Source organism: Nocardia sp. NPDC058176 (assembly GCF_042883805.1).
Taxonomy (GTDB): Bacteria; Actinomycetota; Actinomycetes; order Mycobacteriales; family Mycobacteriaceae; genus Nocardia.
The window spans coordinates 111,782-132,542 of the sequence record NZ_JBHVVA010000002.1 but is presented as its reverse complement, the minus strand read 5'-3'; the positions used below and the strand labels follow the sequence as shown (position 1 = coordinate 132,542).

Annotated in this window: 21 protein-coding genes; 16 read left to right on the top strand and 5 right to left on the bottom strand. The window is 68.5% G+C overall.

Going from position 1 to position 20,761, the window contains the following annotated elements:
* Positions 1-60 precede the first annotated feature (60 nt).
* The 8 genes from ACFVVM_RS13210 to ACFVVM_RS13175 all read left to right on the top strand — a co-directional run bounded on the left by ACFVVM_RS13210 (position 61) and on the right by ACFVVM_RS13175 (position 10,002).
* Complete coding sequence (locus tag ACFVVM_RS13210; RefSeq protein WP_387617109.1) at positions 61-1,569, top strand: ABC transporter substrate-binding protein; 1,509 nt, start codon at positions 61-63, stop codon at positions 1,567-1,569.
* Positions 1,566-2,504: an ABC transporter permease gene (locus ACFVVM_RS13205; RefSeq protein WP_387617107.1), complete on the top strand. Its 939-nt coding sequence runs from the start codon at positions 1,566-1,568 to the stop codon at positions 2,502-2,504. Before ACFVVM_RS13210 ends, ACFVVM_RS13205 begins: the two co-directional genes overlap by 4 nt.
* A 71-nt stretch (positions 2,505-2,575) precedes the next feature.
* On the top strand, positions 2,576-5,251 hold the full coding sequence (locus tag ACFVVM_RS13200; RefSeq protein ID WP_387617105.1) for an ATP-binding cassette domain-containing protein: 2,676 nt from the start codon (positions 2,576-2,578) through the stop codon (positions 5,249-5,251).
* A gap of 61 nt (positions 5,252-5,312) precedes the next feature.
* Positions 5,313-6,041 carry a lytic transglycosylase domain-containing protein gene (locus ACFVVM_RS13195; protein ID WP_387617103.1) on the top strand — a complete coding sequence of 243 codons (729 nt, stop codon included), beginning with the start codon at positions 5,313-5,315 and terminating at the stop codon, positions 6,039-6,041.
* Between the two features lie 113 nt (positions 6,042-6,154).
* A complete protein-coding gene (gene eno, locus ACFVVM_RS13190) occupies positions 6,155-7,441 on the top strand; it encodes a phosphopyruvate hydratase (protein WP_071930149.1) in 1,287 nt (428 codons plus the stop codon).
* 23 nt (positions 7,442-7,464) lie between these two features.
* Positions 7,465-8,049 (top strand): septum formation initiator family protein, encoded by a 585-nt coding sequence (locus tag ACFVVM_RS13185; RefSeq protein ID WP_387617101.1) that lies wholly within the window; start codon positions 7,465-7,467, stop codon positions 8,047-8,049.
* Entirely contained in the window at positions 8,046-8,567 is a 522-nt protein-coding gene (locus ACFVVM_RS13180; RefSeq protein WP_387617099.1) for a DUF501 domain-containing protein, read from the top strand. The genes ACFVVM_RS13185 and ACFVVM_RS13180 overlap by 4 nt, the downstream gene beginning before the upstream one ends.
* A 478-nt stretch (positions 8,568-9,045) precedes the next feature.
* The gene (locus ACFVVM_RS13175; protein WP_387617097.1) at positions 9,046-10,002 is read left to right on the top strand and encodes an exopolyphosphatase; all 957 of its coding nucleotides are present in this window, start codon (positions 9,046-9,048) and stop codon (positions 10,000-10,002) included.
* A 326-nt stretch (positions 10,003-10,328) separates the two neighbouring features.
* On the opposite strand, the gene ACFVVM_RS13170 is transcribed toward ACFVVM_RS13175, so the two are convergent.
* The gene (locus tag ACFVVM_RS13170) at positions 10,329-11,468 is read right to left on the bottom strand and encodes a TfoX/Sxy family DNA transformation protein (RefSeq protein ID WP_387617096.1); all 1,140 of its coding nucleotides are present in this window, start codon (positions 11,466-11,468) and stop codon (positions 10,329-10,331) included.
* A gap of 165 nt (positions 11,469-11,633) precedes the next feature.
* Between ACFVVM_RS13170 and ACFVVM_RS13165 the strand changes: the two genes are divergently transcribed.
* The 7 genes from ACFVVM_RS13165 to ACFVVM_RS13135 all read left to right on the top strand — a co-directional run bounded on the left by ACFVVM_RS13165 (position 11,634) and on the right by ACFVVM_RS13135 (position 16,314).
* A complete protein-coding gene (locus tag ACFVVM_RS13165) occupies positions 11,634-11,846 on the top strand; it encodes a hypothetical protein (protein WP_387617094.1) in 213 nt (70 codons plus the stop codon).
* A 49-nt stretch (positions 11,847-11,895) separates the two neighbouring features.
* A complete protein-coding gene (locus tag ACFVVM_RS13160) occupies positions 11,896-12,063 on the top strand; it encodes a hypothetical protein (protein ID WP_387617092.1) in 168 nt (55 codons plus the stop codon).
* A 119-nt stretch (positions 12,064-12,182) separates the two neighbouring features.
* On the top strand, positions 12,183-13,421 hold the full coding sequence (locus tag ACFVVM_RS13155; RefSeq protein ID WP_387617090.1) for a cytochrome P450: 1,239 nt from the start codon (positions 12,183-12,185) through the stop codon (positions 13,419-13,421).
* Complete coding sequence (locus ACFVVM_RS13150; RefSeq protein ID WP_387617089.1) at positions 13,418-13,987, top strand: TetR/AcrR family transcriptional regulator; 570 nt, start codon at positions 13,418-13,420, stop codon at positions 13,985-13,987. The genes ACFVVM_RS13155 and ACFVVM_RS13150 overlap by 4 nt, the downstream gene beginning before the upstream one ends.
* Positions 13,988-14,080: 93 nt before the next feature.
* Positions 14,081-15,307, top strand: a complete 1,227-nt coding sequence (locus ACFVVM_RS13145; protein WP_387617087.1) for an acyl-CoA dehydrogenase family protein — start codon at positions 14,081-14,083, stop codon at positions 15,305-15,307.
* A 21-nt stretch (positions 15,308-15,328) separates the two neighbouring features.
* Entirely contained in the window at positions 15,329-15,775 is a 447-nt protein-coding gene (locus tag ACFVVM_RS13140; RefSeq protein WP_387617085.1) for a cupin domain-containing protein, read from the top strand.
* 74 nt (positions 15,776-15,849) lie between these two features.
* Entirely contained in the window at positions 15,850-16,314 is a 465-nt protein-coding gene (locus ACFVVM_RS13135) for a polyketide cyclase (RefSeq protein WP_387617083.1), read from the top strand.
* A gap of 13 nt (positions 16,315-16,327) precedes the next feature.
* Here ACFVVM_RS13135 and ACFVVM_RS13130 read toward each other — a convergent pair whose 3' ends face one another.
* The gene (locus ACFVVM_RS13130; RefSeq protein WP_387617081.1) at positions 16,328-16,594 is read right to left on the bottom strand and encodes a YdeI/OmpD-associated family protein; all 267 of its coding nucleotides are present in this window, start codon (positions 16,592-16,594) and stop codon (positions 16,328-16,330) included.
* A gap of 67 nt (positions 16,595-16,661) precedes the next feature.
* Positions 16,662-17,849, bottom strand: a complete 1,188-nt coding sequence (locus ACFVVM_RS13125) for a hypothetical protein (RefSeq protein ID WP_387617079.1) — start codon at positions 17,847-17,849, stop codon at positions 16,662-16,664.
* A 340-nt stretch (positions 17,850-18,189) separates the two neighbouring features.
* Between ACFVVM_RS13125 and ACFVVM_RS13120 the strand changes: the two genes are divergently transcribed.
* Positions 18,190-19,251, top strand: coding sequence for an alpha/beta hydrolase family protein (locus tag ACFVVM_RS13120; RefSeq protein ID WP_387617077.1), 1,062 nt, complete (start codon positions 18,190-18,192; stop codon positions 19,249-19,251).
* A gap of 42 nt (positions 19,252-19,293) precedes the next feature.
* Here the strand turns inward: ACFVVM_RS13120 and ACFVVM_RS13115 are convergent, their stop codons facing one another.
* Both ACFVVM_RS13115 and ACFVVM_RS13110 read right to left on the bottom strand, forming a co-directional pair.
* Entirely contained in the window at positions 19,294-19,842 is a 549-nt protein-coding gene (locus ACFVVM_RS13115; protein WP_387617075.1) for a carboxymuconolactone decarboxylase family protein, read from the bottom strand.
* A gap of 266 nt (positions 19,843-20,108) precedes the next feature.
* Positions 20,109-20,516, bottom strand: coding sequence for a hypothetical protein (locus tag ACFVVM_RS13110; protein WP_387617073.1), 408 nt, complete (start codon positions 20,514-20,516; stop codon positions 20,109-20,111).
* Between the last annotated feature and the right edge of the window lie 245 nt (positions 20,517-20,761).

Genomic DNA, 20,761 nt, shown 5'->3' with positions numbered 1-20,761 from the left:
GTTTGCTTTGTCGGAAAAGGGGTTCCGGCGCACGCGGTTCTGAGGGAAGGCAACAACACGATGGGGATCACGCGCAGACAACTGCTGCAATCCGGGATCGGCGTCACCGCACTGCTGCTCGCGGCCGCGTGCACGAGCGAGGACGGCTCCGGCACCGCCCAGCGGGGCGGCACACTGCGGGTCGGCGCGCTCGGCACCGCCGCCAGAATCGAACGCGATCCGCACGGCAATCTCAGCAACGACAGCGATTTCCTGATCGCCTCGCTGGTCTACGACGCGCTCACCGTTCCCGGCGCCGATCCGACCGTCGCCCCGCGGCTGGCCTCGCACTGGGAAGCCGACGCCGACAACCGCCGCTGGACCTTCACCATCGCCGAGGGCGCGAAGTTCCACAACGGCGCGCCGGTCACCGCCGAGGACGTGGTGTGGTCGATGCGCAGGCTGCGCTCGGTCGGCGGTGCGTCGAAGATGCCGGTCGCCGAGGACGACCTCACCGCCGACGGCCCCCACCGCGTCGTGTTCACCGTGCCCGAACCCAATACCCAACTGCCGCTGCTGCTCCGGCTGATGACCTTCACCGTTCCGCGGGGCACCACCGACTTCACCGCCGCGATCGGCACCGGCCCGTTCCGGCTCGAGTCCTTCCAGGGCGGTACCGCGCGACTGGTCCGCAACGAGGACTGGCACGGCGCGCCGCCGCTGCTCGACGCCATCGAGGTGACCATGTTCGACAGCGTCACCGCGCTCGGCAACGCGGCCATCGGCGGTCAGATCGACCTGGCCTCCAATGTCGGCGCCATCGCCGGGCGTACCGCCGCCGGACGCGGTGACCTGCAGGTCGTCCGGCGGCCGGACGACACCATGGTCGGCGTCGCCATGCGCACCGCCGACGGTCCGTTCGCCGATGCCAGGGTGCGCACCGCGCTGCGCCTCGGTGTCGACCGGACCGCGCTGGTCAACCAGGTGCACTCCGGCTTCGGCACCGTCGCCGCCGACATCCTCGGCACCGCCGACCCCGCCTACGACACCGCCCTCGCCCGCCGCGACCGCGATGTCGAGCGCGCGAAGACCCTGCTGCGCGAGGCGGGTTTCGACACCGGCCGCGGTTACCCCTTCGTCACCAAGGCCGAGGTCGCCGGTGAGGTCGAATCGGCGAAGGTGATCGCCACCCAGCTCGCCGAGATCGGCGTGCGTCTCGACGTACAGGTGGTCGAGCCCGCCGCCTTCTACGACGATGTCTGGCTCACCGCGCCGCTGTACACGGTGTCGTGGGGCACCAACGACTCGGTGGTGTTCTTCGCCGAGAAGCTGATGTCCTCGGGCACCAACCGCAATGAAACCGCCTTCCACGACGCGGAATTCGACGCCGCCACCGCCCGCGCGCTGGCCGCCTCCGGTGACGAGTACATCCAGGCCTGCAAGGAGATCCAGCGCATCCAGTTCGAGCGCGGTGGCTATCTCGTGTGGGGCATGGCCGACGGGATCGACATCGCGGCGTCCTCGGTGCGTGACCTGCCGACGCTCGGCGGCTTCGCCCGGGTCCAGCTGGAACGCGCCTGGCTGGCGTGAACACGGTGCGGGCCTTCGTCGTTCCGGTGCTGCGGCGGCTCGGGCTGCTGGTGGTGCTGCTCGCCATCGTGTTCGTCGCGGTGGACCTGCTGCCCGGCAGTGCGGCCCGTTCCGCGCTGGGCCGCGACGCCGATCAGGCCGAGCTCATGGCCAAGGAACACGAGCTCGGCCTCGATCGCGCCTTGCCGGTGCAGTTCTGGCACTGGATCTCCGGGGTGCTCACCGGCGATTTCGGGCAGACCGCACGCGGGAGTTCGATCGGCGCGCTGCTGGCCGACAAGTTCCCGCAGACGCTGCTGCTCGGTGGCATCGCCCTCGTGCTCACGGTGGTGTTGTCGCTGGCCCTCGGCTGCTGGTGGGCCCTGCGCCCCAACGCCTTCGGTGCCCGCGTCCTGCAACCGGCCACCACCGTCTCCGTCGCGGTGCCCGAATTCGTCTGCGGCACACTGCTGATCCTGGTGTTCTCCTTGGCGACCGGGTTGCTCCCCGCGGTGACCATCACCGGTCGATCCGGCTTCCCCGCCGGTCCGGAGATGTTGATCCTGCCCGTCCTCGCGCTGGCGATCCCGCAGATCGGCTGGAACACTCGGATCGTGCGCTCGGCCCTCCTCGACGTCGCCACCGCACCGCACGTGGAAAGCGCCGTGCTGGAAGGACTTCCGCCCCGCACCGTCCTCCTGCGGCACCTGCTGCCCTTCGCCGTCCCGACCATCGTCGCCGGATACGCCACCTCCGTCGGCATGCTCTTCGGCGGCGCCCTCGTCGTCGAGACCCTGTTCAACTACCCCGGCATCGGCGCCGTCCTCGCCGGTTCCGTCGCCGACCGCGACACCGCGACCGTCGCCGCCGTGGTCGCCCTCACCGCCATCGTCATCATGGCCCTCCTCGCCACCGCCGACTTCGCCCGCACCTGGGCCTCCCGAGGCGCCCGATGACGCACCACACCCCCGCGGATCAAGATCACCAGGCACTGGTGGCGGCGGCCTCTCGATCGACGGTGACACCAGTGCCTGGTGATCGACCGTCCAGGTGGTGGCGGTGGTCGGTGGCGGCGGGCGTGGGGCTGGTGGTGCTGCTCGCGGTCGTCGGGCCGATGCTCGCGCCCCATCCGGTGGAGCGGGCGGTGGGGATGCCGTTCGCGCCGCCGAGTGGGGAAGCGCTGCTCGGCACCGATCGGCTGGGGCGCGATGTGCTCAGCCACCTGCTCACCGGGGGAACGCATCTGCTGGTGGTCTCGGCGGTGATCGCGGTGGCGGTGACGGTGTTGTCGGCGGTGCTCGGGACGGTCGCCGCGGTGCGGCCGCGCGCGGGGGCGGTCATCGAACTCGCCGGTGACCTGGTCATCCTGCTCCCGGCGGTGCTCGGCATCCTGCTCGTGCTCACCGCGTGGCCCCAGGGCGGGGAGGCCGCGTTGATCACCGTCGCCCTGGTGTTCGGCGTGCCCTATTGCGCCCGCCTCTTCGCGGCCGCGGCGGCGAGCATCGCGAGCACCGGCTACATCGAAGCCGCGATCGCCAGCGGGGAATCCCTCCCGCACCTGGTCTTCCGGGAGGTCCTCCCCAACCTCCGCGCCGTCTTCGCCACTCAGCTCGGCCTCCGCTTCGTCGTCGCCGTCTACCTCGTCAGCACCGTCGCCTTCCTCGGCCTCCCCGGCATCGGCCCCGACAACTGGGCGATCATGGTCCGCGACAACGCCCCCGGCCTCCTCCTCAACCCCTGGTCCGTCCTGGCCCCCAGCGCCGCCATCGCCATCGTCGCGGTGGGGGTCAACCTGGTCGTCACCGGCGGCACCACGAACCGTCGACGCGTCACGTCGAAGAAGAACGCCCCGACCAGCGCGGCCGACCCAGGTTCTGGTGCAACGACCTCTGTGCGAACCAGCACGGGAGGGTATGAGACCTCGGCGGTCGACGGAAGCACCGCAGGGGTCGATCATGCGGATGCCATGGCAGGGGACGCTGCCGACGTGGTGGTGGTCGATGGGTTGCGCGTGGTCGCCGAGAACGGGGCGGTGTTGCTGGCGCCGCTGTCGTTTCGGTTGGTCGCGGGCACGGTTACCGCGCTGACCGGGGCGTCGGGGGCGGGGAAGTCGACGGCGATGCGGGCGTTGCTCGGGCATCTTCCGGTCGGGGCGCGGCACGAGGGCGCGGTGTGGGTCGGCGGGCAGGACGTGTTCATTCTCGATGCTGTTGCGCTGCGGTCATTTCGGCGTGAGCGGATCGCCTATGTCGGCCAGGACCCCGGCTCCGAACTGAACCCGCTGATGCGGGTGCGCAGTCTCCTCGCCGAAGCCGCACCCACATCCACCGCAGACGACCACCGAGCCGTCCTCGAACGCGTAGGCCTCGACTCCACCTTCCTGCGCCGCCGCTGCGGCCGCCTCTCCGGCGGCCAGCAACGCCGCATCGCCCTCGCCCGCGCCGTGCTCCGCCGCCCTACCGTCCTGCTCCTCGACGAACCCCTGGCGGGCCTGCACGGCGCACTCCGTACCGAAATAGCCCGCCTCATCACCGATCTCGCCACCAGCGAGTCGACCGCGATCCTGCTCTCCGGCCACGACACCGCCACCGTTCACGCCATCGCGGACGAAGTAGTCGAGGTCGTCCCGCTCCACGTCTTGCCGATCGCCGACGACTCGGGTGCCGGCGGCCGCGCTGCCGCCGAGGCATGCTCTCGGAGCCGTCCGGTCGCCGAGCCTCTCGGCACCGTCGGGGGCGCTGGAGCGGGGGCGAAGTCCACCGAGGTGGGCGGACGGAACGGTCTGGTTGCCGAGCGGGATGGTGCGGCCCGGCCGACTGGCTCGAAACCCGCGCGCGATCTCGGTGGACCGGCCGGCGTGGTCGAGCCGATCGATGAACCCGGGCGAGCGGCGTCTACGTTCGAGACCGGCGAGAACGGGCCGACGAGCGGTGCCGGAGCCGGTTCGGCGGCGGATGCGCCTACGGCGGGCGTGGTGTTCCGGGCCAGCGGGATCGGGGCGTGGGCGGAGGGCCACGAGTTGCTCGCCGATGTAGAGCTCAGCGTGCGGTCGGGGGAGGCGTTGGCGGTGGTCGGGCCGTCCGGGGCAGGGAAGACGACTCTGGCTCGGGTGATCGCGGGATTGCACACATCGGCGACGGGGACTGTCGAATTGCGAGGTGTGCGAACCGTGGTCGGTCGACGCAGGCGAATCAAGTCCGAGGTCAATGGAATTCAACTGGTCACGCAGAATCCCCTTGCCGCCCTGAACCCCCGCCGCACCGTCGAGCAAACCCTCGCCCGCCCGCTGCGCCGCATCGCCCGGGTCCCGCGCCACGAGGTCCGCGCCCACGTAGCCACTCTGCTCGCCGACGTGGAACTCCCCACCGACCTGTCCACCCGCCACCCCCATGAACTCTCCGGCGGCCAACGCCAACGCGTCGCCCTGGCCCGCGCTCTCGCGGCGAAACCGGCCGTCCTGATCTGCGACGAGATCACCACCGCCCTCGACACCGCCACCGCCGCCGCCATCATGACCCTGCTCGATCACCTGCGCGCCGAACACGGCACCGCCGTCCTCCTGATCAGCCACGACATGGCACTGGTCACCAAGCACTGCACCGAACTCCGCACCCTCGACCACGGACGGGTCGTCGAATCCGGTGCCCCGGCAACCGTGCTGGCGGGCCCCGCGCACCAGGCGACGGCCGACCTGATCGGGTGATCGATATCGCGTCGACTCTGAGAACTCGCTGTGAGAGGTGCGTCGAGGCCCGTGGATCTGGATGATTGAGCGGGTGTCTGTGCAGAAAGTCGGCGTCTTCGCCGCCGTGGCGATGGCCGCGCTGCTCGCGGGGTGCAGTTCGCTCGCGTCCATCCCCGGTGACATGCCGCCGGGACCCGGCGCCGCGCTGCCCGTCATCGATGTCGAAGCGCCCGGCCGGGCAGCCGCGCAATTGGCCGGGTGGGCCGGCGAGCAATCCGGCGCGCTCGGCATCGAACCGATCGCCCTCGAGGCCTACGGGTACGCGGCCGCGGTGATGGCCAAGTCGCGGCCCGAGTGCGGGATCGCCTGGACCACACTGGCCGGGATCGCCAGCGTGGAGAGCGGCCACGGCACCCATCGCGGCGCGGGCATCGATGCCGATGGCACCGTGCGCCCCGCGATCATCGGCGTCGCCCTCGACGGCACCAAGGGCAATGCCGAGATCCGCGACACCGACGGCGGCGCCCTCGACGGCGACACCGTCTACGACCGCGCGGTCGGCCCGCTGCAGTTCATCCCCGAGACCTGGAAGCGCTGGGCGGTCGACGCCAACGGCGACGGCGTGCTCGACCCGCAGAACATCGACGACGCCGCGCTCACCGCCGCCCGCTACCTGTGCACCCGCGGCGGCGACCTCACCTCGGCCGATGGCTGGCAGCGCGCCCTGTTCGCCTACAACCAGTCCAACAAATACATGCATGTGGTGCGGGACCGGGCCGCGGCGTACAGCATCGGGCGCCGTGCCTAGTCGTGGTCGCCCGGAGTGCCGGTTACTCCACGTCACGCCGAGACGATAGGCTCGGCACCGCACGGCCAATCCCGTGATACCTACCGTGCCTTCCGTCGTAAGGAGTCGTTTTCGTGGCCATCATCGAACAGGTCGGAGCTCGCGAGATTCTGGATTCTCGCGGCAATCCCACTGTCGAGGTCGAGATCGCCCTCGACGACGGCACCCTGACCAGGGCAGACGTGCCGTCCGGCGCGTCCACCGGTGAGCACGAGGCCGTCGAGCTGCGTGACGGCGGCGACCGCTACGGCGGCAAGGGTGTCACCAAGGCCGTCGAGGGTGTCCTCGACGAGATCGCGCCCGCCATCATCGGCCTCGACGCCGTCGAGCAGCGCACCGTCGACCAGGTCCTTCTCGACCTGGACGGCACCCCCGACAAGTCCCGCCTCGGCGCGAACGCCCTGCTCGGCGTGTCGCTGGCCGTCGCGCGCGGCGCGGCCGAGTCCTCGGGGCTCGAGCTGTTCCGCTACCTGGGCGGCCCGAACGCCCACGTGCTGCCCGTGCCCATGATGAACATCCTCAACGGTGGCGCGCACGCCGACACCGGTGTGGACGTGCAGGAATTCATGGTCGCCCCGATCGGCGCCCCCACCTTCCGCGAGGCGCTGCGCTGGGGCACCGAGGTGTACCACTCGCTCAAGGCCGTGCTCAAGGAGAAGGGCCTGTCCACCGGTCTCGGTGACGAGGGCGGCTTCGCCCCCGACGTCGCGGGCACCGTGGAGGCGCTCGACCTGATCAGCGTCGCCATCGAGCGCGCGGGTTACAAGCTCGGCACCGATGTGGCGCTGGCGCTCGACGTGGCCGCCACCGAGTTCCACACCGAGGGCGAGGGTTACAAGTTCGAGGGCAAGGTCCGCACCGCCGCCGAGATGGGCGAGTTCTACGCGGATCTGCTCACCCGGTACCCGCTGGTCTCCATCGAGGACCCGCTCTCGGAGGACGACTGGGACGGCTGGGTCGCGCTCACCGACGCCATCGGCGACAAGGTGCAGCTCGTCGGCGACGACCTGTTCGTCACCAACCCCGAGCGCCTCGAAGAGGGCATCGCCAAGGGCGCGGCCAACGCGCTGCTGGTGAAGGTCAACCAGATCGGCACCCTCACCGAGACCCTCGACGCCGTCGAGCTCGCGCACCGCAACGGCTACAAGACCATGATGTCGCACCGTTCGGGCGAGACCGAGGACACCACCATCGCCGACCTCGCGGTCGCCGTCGGCTCGGGCCAGATCAAGACCGGCGCCCCCGCTCGCTCGGAGCGCGTCGCCAAGTACAACCAGCTGCTGCGCATCGAGGACGCCCTCGGTGATTCGGCACGCTATGCCGGTGACGTGGCCTTCCCGCGTTTCACCGGCGATTTCTGATCGGATGACAGGGTAGGGAGCGAATGACCGAGCGACGTGCGCGTGGGACCAGTCCGGGTGGACGAGGCGACCGCCGCACGTCGCGGGCCGCGCGCTCCCGCCCCAGTCACCTCGACGCGCCCGGCCGCCCCGCGGCGGCCAAACGCACCACGCGCCGTCGCCCCGAATCCGCGACCGGCACCAAGCGCAAGACCGGCGGCAAGCTCGACCGCAACGAACACACCATCCTCGGTCTCTCGACCGGTAAGGCGGTGGTCCTCGCGGCCGTGCTGTGCGGCCTGGCGCTGACCCTGGCGGTGCCCACCCGCACCTACTTCAGCCAGCGCGCCGAAGCCACCGCACTGGCCCAGCAGCGCGCCGAACTCGACGCCGACCTCGCCGCCCTGCGCGATCGCCGGGCCCAGCAGGAGGACCCGGCCTACATCCGCTCCGAGGCGCGCGACCGGTTGCGCCTGGTGATGCCCGGCGAAACCCCCTACATCGTGCAGGTTCCCGGCATCGAAGCACCGGCGCCGCCGCCGATGAGTACCCGCACCGCGGCGCCCGACCCCTGGTACACCGACCTGTGGCGCAGCATCTCCGAACCAGCCCCGGAAGGACCACGGTGACCGCACCGAACGAACGCGACCTCGAGATCATCGCCCAGCAATTGGGCCGCGAGCCGCGCGGTGTCCTCGCCATCGCCTACCGCACCCCAGACGGCCGCCCCGCCGTGGTGAAGACCGCCCCGCGCCTACCCGACGGCACCCCGTTCCCCACCCTCTACTACCTGACCGACCCCCGCCTGACCGCCGAGGCGAGCCGTCAGGAATCGGCCGGGGTGATGCGCGAGATGACCGAACGCCTCGCCACCGACCCCGAACTGGCCGCCGCCTACCGCGCCGCACACGAGTCCTACCTGGCCGAACGCAACGAGATCGAGTCCCTCGGCACCGATTTCACCGGCGGCGGCATGCCCGACCGCGTGAAATGCCTGCACGTCCTGATCGCCCACTCCCTGGCCAAGGGCCCAGGCGTGAACCCCTTCGGCGACGAATCGGTCGCCTTGGCCGCCGAGGCCGGACTACGCGGCACCGCCGTCCCCGCCGACTGGCCCGCAATCCACACCTCCGACGAGTCGGCCTAGGAGGCCGTCCAACCACGGCCGAGCGGCAGCGTCCGATCCGGCCGATGAACTGGGCCGGGTCCGACGATTACAGCGAGCGGCGGTCCGATCCGGCCGACGAGAAAGCCGGGGCCCGACAGTCACGGCGAGCGGCGGCTGATCCAGCCAACGAGCTGGCCCCGGCGTTGCTGCGGGCGACGGTGTCCGATACGGCTGACGAGCTGGGCAGAGCCTCGACACACGGCGGGCGACGGTGTCCGATCCAGCCGACGAGGAGGCCGGGGCCGGCGATTACGGCGGTCGGCGGCGTCTGATCCGGCCGATGAGCTGGGCCGGGCGCGGCGGTTATGGCGAGCGGCGGCGGCCGATCGGGCCGACGGGCAGGGCAGGGTTCGGCGGGCGTTGGTACCGGTGTCGAGCGGTCGGGGCCAGGGTGTCGGTGTAGCAGGCATAATCGCGGGCAGCGACCGGTGCATGGCGCCGGAGATCAGGAGGAACCATGGGTGAGCGCATCGCCGCAGTGGACTGCGGAACCAACTCGATCCGGCTGCTGGTCGCCGAGGTCGGCGCCGACGGTGGCCTGACCGACGTGCACCGCGAGATGCGCATCGTCCGGCTCGGCCAGGGCGTCGACGCCACCGGTCGTCTCGCCCCCGAGGCGATCGAACGCACGCGGGCCGCGCTGGCCGACTACGTGGACGTGATGACGGCGACCGGCGTGACGCGCGTGCGGATGGTCGCCACCTCCGCCACCCGCGACGCTGCCAATCGCGACGACTTCTTCGAGATGACCCGCACCGAACTCGGCCAGGTCGTGCCGGGCGCGGTCGCCGAGGTGATCACCGGTGACGAGGAGGCGCGGCTGTCGTTCGCCGGTGCCGTCGGCGAATTGTCCGCCGACGCCGGGCCTTTCGTGGTGGTCGATCTCGGCGGCGGGTCGACCGAGTTGGTCGTCGGCGACGAGAACGGCGTCCAGGCAGCGCATTCCGCCGACATCGGCTGCGTACGCGTCACCGAACGCTGTCTGCCCGGCAATCCGCCCACCGCTGAACAGATCACCGCCGCACGGGAATTCGCCCAGCAGCGGCTCGACGAAGCGTTCGCGAAGGTCCCGGTCGACCAGGTGCACACCTGGGTCGGTGTGGCGGGCACGATGACCACGATCACCGCCGTCGCCCTCGACCTCCCCGAATACGACGCCTCCCGCGTCCACCTGACCCGCCTCAGCCTGGCCGAGGTGCACCAGGTCTGCGACCGCCTGATCGCCATGGACCACGACGAGCGCGCCGCCCTCGGCCCGATGCACCCCGGCCGCGTCGACGTGATCGGCGGCGGCGCGGTCATCACCGAGGTCCTCGCCGACGAACTCGCCCGCCGCGCCGGCGTCACCGAACTCGTCGTCAGCGAACACGACATCCTCGACGGCATCGCCATGTCGATCGTGAACGCCGCCTGACCGCAGATCTGGACCATTGATCACCAGGCACTGGTGGCGTTCGCTTCTCGACCGATGCTTGCGTGAGTGCCTGGTGATCAACCGTCCAACACCGTGCCCGGGGCGAGGGGCGAAGGCGCCTTGGTGCGGGCCCGCTACGTTCGCCGTGCGCCGGACATCACGGCGTATGACGACCGCACTGGTGATCGGTGTCGACGGCGTCGCCCAGGTGTAATCGGTGCGGGGGCTCGCTACCGTCGCTGTGCGCTGGACATCACGGCATGTGGCGATCTGACCGGTGACCGGTGTCGGCGGCGTGGCAGCGGGGTCGTCGGTGCGGGGGCTCGCTACCGTCGCTGTGCGCTGGACATCACGGCATGTGGCGATCTGACCGGCGATCGGAGTCGCCGGCGTGGCAGCGGTGTAGCCGGAGCGGGGGCTTCGCCGATCTCGGCGATCAGTTCTCGTCGGCGTTCCGCGCTGATCATCCGTCGATCGCGATAGGTGAGCGCACCCTCGAGCGCCCACAGCATTTCCAGTGTCAGACCCTTCACCTCGGCCGCGCGCAGGCGCCGGTAGGTTTCGGCGGCGCCGACCGCTTCGAGCTCGTCGAGGGAGTGCACGTCGGCAGCGGCCAGCATCGGTGCGGCGGCTCGGCCGATCTCGTAGCCACGCACGCTCCACTCACGAATCCGCAAATGCGCGTCGCCCCGGACGATTTCGGCCTGGCTCCATACGGCCGCACGCAAGCCGTCGGGGTCCCCTGGCCTGTTCTCCCGTGCGAGGACTTGCGTGCGCGCCTGCCGGGCGACACTCACCATCGGCCGGAATCGCCGGAAGATCTGGATCTCCCCATCGTGCCCGTGATCCCATTGGTCCAGGTAGGCGTGGTCGGTGCCGTAGCGCGTCGAATCGAGGGCGCTCGCCTGTAGTGCCCAGGCGCGGGCGTCTTCCGGGGTGTTCGGCGTGAGTACGAGCAGTCCTCGCCGACGCTCGATGTGTCCCCGTACCGTCCGATGATGGCGCCGGTCCCACCACTCTCCGCGTGCCTCCGGGTCCTGCATCCGATCCAGACCGAACGTCTGCCAGCGCACGGTGCCACACGAATCACCCAGTGGCAGAATCTGTTTCAATCCAGCGGCCGACCGATCATCGAACCGCGTACACCACCCCGGCACCAGTACGATCGGATCGGCCGGATCCGCGTCGAACGGCGTCGGCGCCAGGAACTCCCGGTCGATCAGCACAACCGTCCCCGGCCGCGCCTGATACAACAGTCCCCACAGCAACCGTGCCAACAGCCGCGCCCCATGATCGTCGGACAGCACATGCCAGGTCTCGTGAAACCGATTGGTGCTGAACCGAGCGTGCGTGCCCGGCCGCAACGTGATCACCGTCCGCGCACCACGCACCGACCGCACCTCGTGCCGGTGCAGTTTCAACCCATCACGCACGGATCGGGCATTGCCCGGACGCTGTCGCTTCATCCCCTTGATCAGGCCACACGCCGAACGGTCAGGCAACAGATTTTTCCACTCGGTAATTTAGTTTCCTGTGTTAACGACTTCTGCTCTGGAGTCGATGTGTCTGATGTCGAATGCACTGGTGCGCACCAGTTTTCGATTCGACATCCATCGAACAAAGGATCGACCATGTCGTTCACCAAGCTGCTCGGCGCGAGCGTCGCCGCCCTGGCCTTCGGAGCCGTCGTCGCGGCCGGGCCCGCTGTCGCCGAATCGAGCATCCCCGCGCCGGTCAGCGCACCCGTGCCGATCGAGCTCTCGACGGGGAGCGCGCTGACCGACTTCTTCGACACGCTGCTGCGCTCCCTGCACTGCAAGTCCTCCTACGAGTGCGACTACTAGCACCCGAGCTCCACTTGTCGCTCTCTGCATCGAATATAAGGACAACGAAATGCGTACTGTACGAACCCTTGTCATCGCCGCCCTGGTCGGCTCCGCGGCCATGATCGGCACCGGACCAGCCCTCGCCGCCGAGGCCAAGCCGATCGGCCCGTCGTGGGGATTGCCGTGCGACCACCCGCTCATCGGGCTCTGGTGCCTGATCGGTAGCGGCTCGTAGGACTCCGGTTCGAAGCCTCGGTGCGCTCGGCGATTCGGCCACCCGCACCGAGGCTTCGCTCTTTCCGGGATCTCGGCCAATCCTTAGACATATGGACTCATATGTCTTATTTTGGATACATGAGCACAACGACGTCTCATTCGGTCGGCTTCGAGCTTCGCTCCGGAGAGACCTGGCGAGACCCCTGGTCCATGTACGCCGCCCTGCGCGATCACGACCCCGTGCACCGGGTGATCCCGGCCGGGCGCGCAGACGACGACTTCTACGTCCTGTCCCGGCACGCCGACGTGTGGACCGCCGCGCGCGACCCCGCCACCTTCTCCTCCGCCGCGGGCCTCACCGTCGACTACATCGACCTGGCGACCGCCGGATTCGGCGGTGTCAAACCATTCGTGTTCATGGACCCGCCCGAACACACCGACTTCCGGCGCAGGGTGTCACCGGGATTCACGCCGCGCCAGGTGAATTCGGTCGAGCCCGCCGTGCGCAAGTTCGTCGTCGAACGGATCGAGCGGCTGCGCGCGGCGGGGGAGGGCGACATCGTCAAGGACCTGTTCAAGCCGCTGCCCACCATGGTGGTCGCCCACTATCTCGGTGTCCCGGAACGCGATCACGGCAAGTTCGACGAGTGGACCGACAACATCGTCGGCGGTGCCGTCGCCGGAGCCGGGCTGGCCGCGGGCGACCAGAACGCTTTCACCGCGGTCGGTGAAATGGTCGGCTACTTCGGTGAACTGATCGCCCGCCGTCGCCTGGAACCGGGCGATGACACCATCTCGCATCTGCTGGCCTCCGGCCTGGGCGCCGACGGTGACAACGAGGGCCTGATCGCCATTCTCGGTTTCGCCTTCACCATGATCACCGGCGGCAACGACACCACCACCGGTAATCTCGGCGGCGCGGTCCAGTTGCTCACCGCCAATCGGGACCAGTGCCAGCTGCTCATCGACGACCCCACGCTCATCCCGGACTCGATCGAGGAGTTCCTCCGGATGACCTCACCGGTGCAGGGTCTGGCTCGCACGACCACTCGCGATGTCGAGTTGCACGACACGACCATCCCCGAGGGGCGTCGCGTGCTGCTGCTCTACGGCTCGGGCAACCGCGACGAACGCGAATTCGGCGCCACCGCAGCCGAACTCGACATCCGCCGTAACCCCAAGCGCATTCTCTCCTTCAGCCACGGCCACCACCACTGCCTCGGTGCGGCCGCGGCCCGCATGCAGGCCCGGGTCGCGCTGGAGGAACTGCTCACTCGCTGCCCGGACTTCACCGTCGACCTCGACGCGGTGCGGTGGTCGCACGGCAACTACGTGCGCTGGCCCGTCTCGGTGCCGTTCCGTACGGTGGGCGCATGAGCGGCGACTGGCTGACCACCGAGCGGGCCGACCTGGCCGCCGAACGCATCCTCGACGCGGCCGCCGAACTCTTCGCCGAACACGGCGTCGCCGCGGTCGGCATGGCCGACATCGCCAAGGCCGCCGGCTGCTCCCGCGCCACCCTCTACCGCTACTTCGACAACCGGCACGCGGTCCGCATCGCCTTCGTCCACCGCGAAACCCGCCGCATCGTCGCCAACCTGAACGACCAGGTCAGCGACATCACCGACCCCGGCGCCCGAGTCATCGCGGCCATGCTCGGCGCCCTGCGGGAAGTCCGCGCCAACCCCCTGCTCATCGCCTGGTTCCGCCCCGGCGACTCCGGCACCGCGGGCCGCATCAGCCAGGACTCCGACGTCATCGAATCCCTCGCCGCGGCCATGTTCACCGACACCGACCTGACCGACCCCGAACGCAGCCGCCTCGCCCGCTGGCTCACCCGCATCATCGTCTCCCTGCTGGCCGCTCCCGGCCGCGACGAGGCCGACGAACGCGCCATGCTCGAGGATTTCGTCGCCCCGATCATCACCCGCACCTTCGTCTGACCGGACGTGTGACATCGCGGCGTCCCGCCAGAAGAATTAGAACGTGTTCTATATTCGAGGGACAGTTCCGGCGATCCCTCGGGAGTTCACGACATGTATCAGTGGTCCGACGAAGACCTGATGTTCCGCGACGCGGTGCGTGCCTTCATCGCCAAGGAGGTCACCCCGCACATCGAGCAGCTGGAAAGCGGCGCGCTGCCGCCGTTCGACATCATCCGCAAGTTGTTCGCGACGTTCGGACTCGACGAGATGGCGCGCGAGGGACTCGAAAAGTCCCTCGCCCGTGAAGAATCCGGCACCACCGGCTCGGGGAAGCCGAGCGGCGGATTCAGCGGTGCGGGCAGCATGGGCGTCGTCCTCAACAGTGAACTCGCCGGTGTGAGCCTCGGCCTGGTGGCGTCGATGGGGGTGAGCCTCGGTCTCACCGCGGGCACCATTCGCAGCCGCGGCACGCTCGCCCAGAAGAAGCGCTGGCTGCCGGAGTTGGTCACGATGGCCAAGGTCGGCGCCTGGGCGATCACCGAGCCGGACTCGGGTTCGGACGCTTTCGGCGGCATGAAATCCTACGTCCGTCGTGACGGCGAGGACTACATCCTCAACGGCCGCAAGACCTTCATCACCAACGGCCCGCATGCCGACGTCACCATCGTCTACGCCAAGCTGGACGAAGAGGACGGCCTCGATCGACGCGACCGCAAGGTGCTGGCGTTCGTGCTCGACAAGGGCATGCCCGGTTTCGTGCAGAGCCCCGCGTTCAAGAAGATGGGGATGAACTCCTCGCCCACCGGCGAACTGTTCTTCGAGAACGTCCGGATCACCCCGGACCGCCTGCTCGGCGAAACCGAGAACCCGGCCAAGGGTGACGGAAAGGCCAGTGCCAAGGAGTCTTTCGCGGCCGAGCGCATCGGCATCGCCTCCCTGGCGCTCGGCATCATCAACGAATGCCACCGCCTGTGCATCGACTACGCCAAGTCACGCACCCTGTGGGGCAAGGAGATCGCGCAGTTCCAGCTCATCCAGTTGAAGCTGGCCGAGATGGAGATCGCGCGAATCAACGTGCAGAACATGGTGTTCAACGCCATCGAGCGCACCGCCGCCGGCGACGCGGTGACCCTCGCCGAGGCATCGGCGATGAAGCTCTACTCCTCCCGCGCCGCCACCGAGGTCGCGATGGAGGCCGTGCAGCTGTTCGGCGGCAACGGCTACATGGCCGAGTACAAGGTCGAACAGCTCGCCCGCGACGCCAAGTCCCTGATGATCTACGCGGGCAGCAATGAAATCCAGGTCACCCACATCGCCAAGGGTCTGATCGCCGGGTAATCCGGCTCGTATACTGGGAAGATGCGCCTCCACCGGAGTGCTTTCGCCGGCGCCGTGGTCGCCGCCGCTGTCGTCGTTCTCGCGCCGTCGACGTCGGCCACGCCGTCCTCCGGCGTGACCGTCGAACCGCTGGCCGAGATCGACATCAGCGCATTCAGCCCCTTCGCGACGCTGCCCAGCGAGTTCACCTTCCGGCGGATCACCCTCGCACCCGGCGGCACCCTCGGATGGCACTACCACGACGGCAATGTCCTCGCTCTCGTCACCGCGGGCCAGGTGACCCGATACGAGGCGGACTGCGTCCCGACGACATACTCCGCCGGTCAGGGCCTGTCCGAGACCGTCGGCCCAGACCACGTCCACGTAGGCCGCAACCTCGGCAACGAGCCGGCCGAGTTGTACGTCGCGTACATCAACCGCGCGCACGAACCCCTCTTCGTGGACGCCGCCGCCCCGGACTGCCCGTAGCCACCGGCACGGCCGCGACTTCGGCGGTTCAGCACGCGGTCTGTGTGAGCGCCGAGTGTGCGAGGGTGGGGGACATGACGGTCGAACGGTTCGAGGTCCAGCGGCATATCGCCGCGTCACCCGCGGAAATTTTCACGCTGCTGTGTTCCCCCGAAGGGCACGTGGCCATCGACAGTTCGGGCATGCTGCAATCGGCGGAAGGCAAGCCCGTCACCGGCGTCGGCGACGAGTTCATCGTGCACATGGACCGCGAGTCGCTCAACGACCTCCCGATGGGCAAGTACGACGTGACAGTGATCATCACCGAATTCGAGCAGGACACCCAGCTCGAGTGGACGATCTCGGGCACCATCCAGCCGCCGATCGAGCACCGGTACGGCTATCGCCTGGCGGCCGTCGACACCGGCACACTGGTCACCTCGTACTACGACTGGAGCAAGATCGCCCCCCGCTACCGCGAAGCAGCCATCTTCCCGATCATTCCCGAGTCGGCCCTGCGAGCCACCCTCGGCATCCTCGCCCGCACCATCCAGAAGTAGTTCCTCGGGGACGCTATTGCCCAGTGCGCTCGCGGTGCTTGCATCCCGGCCAGCAGCACGGCCGCCGCTGCCCCTCTTCCAGTTCCTCCTGGGTTCGGCGGATGCGCCGCTCCCGGGTAGCGGCCTGTTTGGCGTCCTCGACCCAGCAGATGAACTCGTTGCGGGCCAGTGGGGTGATGTCGCGCCAGGCCTCGAGCGCCACGGAGTTGGCGGCCAGTGCCGCGCGGAGGTCGGCGGGTAGCTCATGGACCACCCCGCCGGGTACTCGCTCACCGCTCATGAGCCCACGGTAGCGCGCGATCGACGGCTGAGAAGCCACCGCCCCGCAGGGCGTCGAAACGGGGCGTTCAGTCGCCGAGGCAGGCTCCGGCACCGCCTGCGGCCAGCGTTTCGGTGCTGCAGTAGGCGGCCGTCGGGTAATACGGGCCCATGGTGGTAGCCGGGTCGCTGCCGGAGTCCTGGGAGGCCTGGATCGAGGACGGGTAGAAGGCGGCGCTCGGGATCATGTTCCGCAGGAACAGCACCTTGTCGACGTCGGTGCTTCCCCATGGAATCACCGTCACGCCCGGGTCGAGGTTCGCGGGCAGATCTTCGGGCGCGGCGACCACATAGGTGTACCGGCCGGACCCGTCGATCGCGGTCTGGAAGTCGGCCGCACAGGCGACGACGGGGTAGGGCGAGCGCAGATCGTTCTGGCACATCGACCAGTACCGCACCTGCTGGTTCGGGTCGGTCGGCGATTGCCCCGCCCGGGTGTCCGGGAAGGTCGGTGCTCGACCGCGCACCACCAGCAGGCGCCCCGGCTGGTGACTGATGCGCGTCCCGATGTACTTGTTGTCGCCGTTCGGGAACAGCCCGGACGTGCTCGCCGGGTTTCCGAACGTCGCCTCCGGTCGTCCACCCGGGAACGCGCTCGCGGCGGCCCCGGCGATCGCCTGGTCGAAGGCGGCCTTGGCGACGCCGGCGACCGGGCCGGTGTACGCGGCCGGGTCGAAGGGCTGCGCGCACGGCTGACTCGGCACCTCGGCGCCCGCGATCGAGAGCTTCACATCCGGCAGCGGAACGCCGCCGCTGGGCGAGTTCGGATCGTCGGGCACATAGACCCGGACGATGACCAACCCGATCGGAGTGCTCTGCCCATTCGCGACAGCCTGCAACTGGTTCCGGCTGTGATCGGCCGGCCCGTTGACCAACGTGGCGTGCCAACGCCGCTGTTCCGGGGGCAGCGCTTCGGCGTCGGCGTCGACGAACGGGTTGGCACTGCCCGGATCGGCGACGATCTGGTCGTCGCGCAACGTGTCCACGGTGTCGAGATCGGTCCCGTAGGTGTTCAGCGAGAAGTACCGGGCGGCCGGGTAGGTCCCGGACAACTCGATCGAGTCACCCGGCCCCAGCGCATAGGGCATCACCCAATACGTCGAGTTCGCGTCGGGGAAAGCAACATTGAGCACCGTGCTGTTGGACATGAACCGCCAAGCGCACAACGGCGAATCCGCCGAAGCCGGCGCGGCAAACCCCACCACGGCCGCGATCATGGCCAACACACAACCAACGCGAACGATCAACCCCACAACCGAATGCACGACGATCCCCTTCGCTACCCGAGCTGTCGAAGAACCCGCACGCCCACGTCACCGCGGCAGTCTGCCGGACCAACATAGCGGAATCGATCCCCCGACTCGACGACGCGGGCATGAACCTCGACCGCGGCCGATCGTCCGCCGAATCACCGCCTCCCTGGTCCGGCCTGAGCATCGCTCCGGAATGCGGGTAAACCTCCGGGTCTTCCCGGATGTGTGTACCGAATTCCGCCGCCTACAGTTCCTGCATGACCGAGAAATACTGTCTCCCTAGAGAAATGGATGGCAGGTAGCCGTGGATTCCCTTGTCAGTCGTGGTGGGTTCGCCCTCGTTGTGTTGCTGCTGTCGGCCGTCGTAGCGGGATGTGCGTCGGAAAACAACACTCCGGACGAGAGCTATCACTCGACAGAGGTGACGATGCAGAATGCCGGAACAACAATCGGCGGTACGCTGACCCTCCCTGATCGAGACGGACCGTTTCCCGCGGTGGTTCTGATACCCGGCGGTGGAAAGCAGAACCGTGATGAGGAATTCGCCCAGCACAAGCCCTTTCTGGTGCTGGCCGACTCTTTGACCAAGGCGGGATACGCGGTCCTCCGAACGGATGACCGCGGGGTCGGCGCGACGACCGGCGACAAGAGCGAGGCCTCCTACGACGACTTGGCCTCGGATGTCCTCGCCCAGATCTCTTACCTGCGGCAACGACCGGATATCGATCCCACACGGATCGGGGTTCTCGGTCACAGCCAGGGCGGTTCGCTGGCGCCCTTGGTAGCGCAGAAGGCCCCTGACGAGGTGGCCTTCGTCGTGCTCATGGCCGGACCCGCGCAGACCGGCTGCGCGGTGCTCCAGCACCAGATGCGTGTGCAACTCCAGGCGACCGGAACAACCTCCGCCGATCGCCTGGCGGCCAGCGACGACGCCATCCGAATCGAGTGCGACCTGCTCCGCGACGGCAATTTCGACGAAGCGCGAAAGAATGCGCGAGAAGCGAATCAACAACTACCGGAAAACGAACGGGCCCCTGACGAAGCCATAGACCTGGCAATCAATCAGGAATACGCATCCCAGGCGACTCACGACCCCGAACCGGCATTGAGATCCCTGCGGATCCCCACTCTCGCACTGTTCGGCAGCAAGGATGTCCAGGTCGACGCCGCGGCAAACGAACCGCTCATGCGAAACTTCCTGTCGAACAATCCGAAGGCGACAGTGCACACCTTCGAGGGCGCCAATCATCTGATGCAATCAGCGGACACCGGCATGCCGGACGAATACGTGCGAATCGAAACCACGATCGACCCGGCAGTACTCGACTACCTGAAGACCTGGCTGAATCGAATGGTGCGCAACTAGACCTTCGCCAGTGCCCAGCCGACCGCCCCGCTCCCGGCGCGCCTACGGTGCGCGCCGGGCCTCCGGCATCGCGCATGCCAGCCCATCGGCCATTCCGGTCGGCCGCACACCGAGGCCCTGATTGAGCCGGGCCCGCTGGTTCTCCCACGCGATGCTCGCCGCCAACTCGGCCAGCTGCGCCTTCGAGAGATGAGCGAGCAGCGTTTCGCGCAATTCATCGATCTCGACAGCCGGAGTAGCCGTCATCGCCTCCGCGAACGCGATCACCAGCTTCTCCAACTCGGAATAGGCATCGCTGGTCCGATACCGGGGCAGGTCGACGAGCTGCTGCTCGGTCAACCCCGACGTATGCGCGAGCGCCGACCCGATGTCCAGACAGAACTGACAGGCCACCAGCCCCGCCGTCTTGAGCTCGGCCAACTCCTTGAGCCGGGGATCCAGCTTGTTGCTGAACAGCAGTGCCGTCTCGTACGTCATGGTCGCCGCCGCGATCTGCGGCCGCCGCCCGAGCCACCCGACCAGATCCCCCTGATGGCGCCGAGCCTGCCCCATCACCTTGGCGTACGCCCGAATTCGCTTGGCCACCCGCATCGATAACACCCCTTCGTGCCGACGATTCACCTACTCCTGAACCTACGCCGGGGTCCCCGCCGAACCCAGGGTGATTCTCCTCGCTCGGCATGTCTCGATATCGAGACAGTCGGCATCGCGATTTTCGCTCTTCGGAACCGTCTACGCCGCAACGACCTTGTTTCCACCGGACCGCCCGCTGCTTGCCGCCACGGTGCGCGCACTTCCCACAGCCTCGACCTCGTCGACCGCACACCCGGAACCTGACCTGCGTCGTGGCGCGTCCGTCACCACGCCGGCCGCTGATCACGCTCGGCTTCTGGAGTCTGCTGGAACTCGTCGTGGCCGATGCTGTCAGTCCGCACCAGGACGCCTGGGCAGGGTGGGAATTCGTCGGTCGGTGGAGCCGGCAGGTGATAGCGCCGTGTACGCGGAAGCGCGACTTCGACAAGCTTGCCTTCCTCGAGCATCCACAGGCCGAAACAACTGTCCTCCTCGTCGTGGATCAATACCTGAACGCTCTCCGGTCGGGGCCACGGGAGAGCCTCGAGGCACGCGAAGAGTCCCGTCCGGGGTCGCATCCGCTCGAATTCGGTTGCCCAGCCGACGCCGAAGGAACCAGGCCACTGGCTCTCGATCGGCTCGAAACGGCCTCTCCAGCTACGACTTTCATCGTCACGGGTCAGCGGATCCATGACCTCGCAAGCGTCCAAGGCCAACACGATGACCTCCGCAAATCTGCTCATGACTCCAAATCAGAGCACGTGCCGCAGAGTTCTGGGCAATGTCACCAACAGTGACCCCCGATCGAGTTGAGTGGTCGCTACGCGGCCACCGGTCGCGATACCACCAACCTCGCCGGGGGCTCGTGCAGCTGCGGACTCACTGCGGACCGAGCAGGCCGGTTGAGCAGGGAAGCTGCTCCGACCGGCCTTATACC

Excerpts from the sequence above, each read along its gene's own strand:
- ACFVVM_RS13210 (WP_387617109.1), top strand. The coding sequence starts at position 61 with ATGGGGATCACGCGCAGACAACTGCTGCAATCCGGGATCGGCGTCACC.
- ACFVVM_RS13195 (WP_387617103.1), top strand. The coding sequence starts at position 5,313 with ATGATTGAGCGGGTGTCTGTGCAGAAAGTCGGCGTCTTCGCCGCCGTG.
- ACFVVM_RS13185 (WP_387617101.1), top strand. The coding sequence starts at position 7,465 with ATGACCGAGCGACGTGCGCGTGGGACCAGTCCGGGTGGACGAGGCGAC.
- ACFVVM_RS13175 (WP_387617097.1), top strand. The coding sequence starts at position 9,046 with ATGGGTGAGCGCATCGCCGCAGTGGACTGCGGAACCAACTCGATCCGG.
- ACFVVM_RS13170 (WP_387617096.1), bottom strand. The coding sequence starts at position 11,468 with ATGAAGCGACAGCGTCCGGGCAATGCCCGATCCGTGCGTGATGGGTTG.
- ACFVVM_RS13165 (WP_387617094.1), top strand. The coding sequence starts at position 11,634 with ATGTCGTTCACCAAGCTGCTCGGCGCGAGCGTCGCCGCCCTGGCCTTC.
- ACFVVM_RS13160 (WP_387617092.1), top strand. The coding sequence starts at position 11,896 with ATGCGTACTGTACGAACCCTTGTCATCGCCGCCCTGGTCGGCTCCGCG.
- ACFVVM_RS13155 (WP_387617090.1), top strand. The coding sequence starts at position 12,183 with ATGAGCACAACGACGTCTCATTCGGTCGGCTTCGAGCTTCGCTCCGGA.
- ACFVVM_RS13150 (WP_387617089.1), top strand. The coding sequence starts at position 13,418 with ATGAGCGGCGACTGGCTGACCACCGAGCGGGCCGACCTGGCCGCCGAA.
- ACFVVM_RS13145 (WP_387617087.1), top strand. The coding sequence starts at position 14,081 with ATGTATCAGTGGTCCGACGAAGACCTGATGTTCCGCGACGCGGTGCGT.
- ACFVVM_RS13140 (WP_387617085.1), top strand. The coding sequence starts at position 15,329 with ATGCGCCTCCACCGGAGTGCTTTCGCCGGCGCCGTGGTCGCCGCCGCT.
- ACFVVM_RS13135 (WP_387617083.1), top strand. The coding sequence starts at position 15,850 with ATGACGGTCGAACGGTTCGAGGTCCAGCGGCATATCGCCGCGTCACCC.
- ACFVVM_RS13130 (WP_387617081.1), bottom strand. The coding sequence starts at position 16,594 with ATGAGCGGTGAGCGAGTACCCGGCGGGGTGGTCCATGAGCTACCCGCC.
- ACFVVM_RS13125 (WP_387617079.1), bottom strand. The coding sequence starts at position 17,849 with ATGATCGCGGCCGTGGTGGGGTTTGCCGCGCCGGCTTCGGCGGATTCG.
- ACFVVM_RS13115 (WP_387617075.1), bottom strand. The coding sequence starts at position 19,842 with ATGCGGGTGGCCAAGCGAATTCGGGCGTACGCCAAGGTGATGGGGCAG.
- ACFVVM_RS13110 (WP_387617073.1), bottom strand. The coding sequence starts at position 20,516 with ATGGATCCGCTGACCCGTGACGATGAAAGTCGTAGCTGGAGAGGCCGT.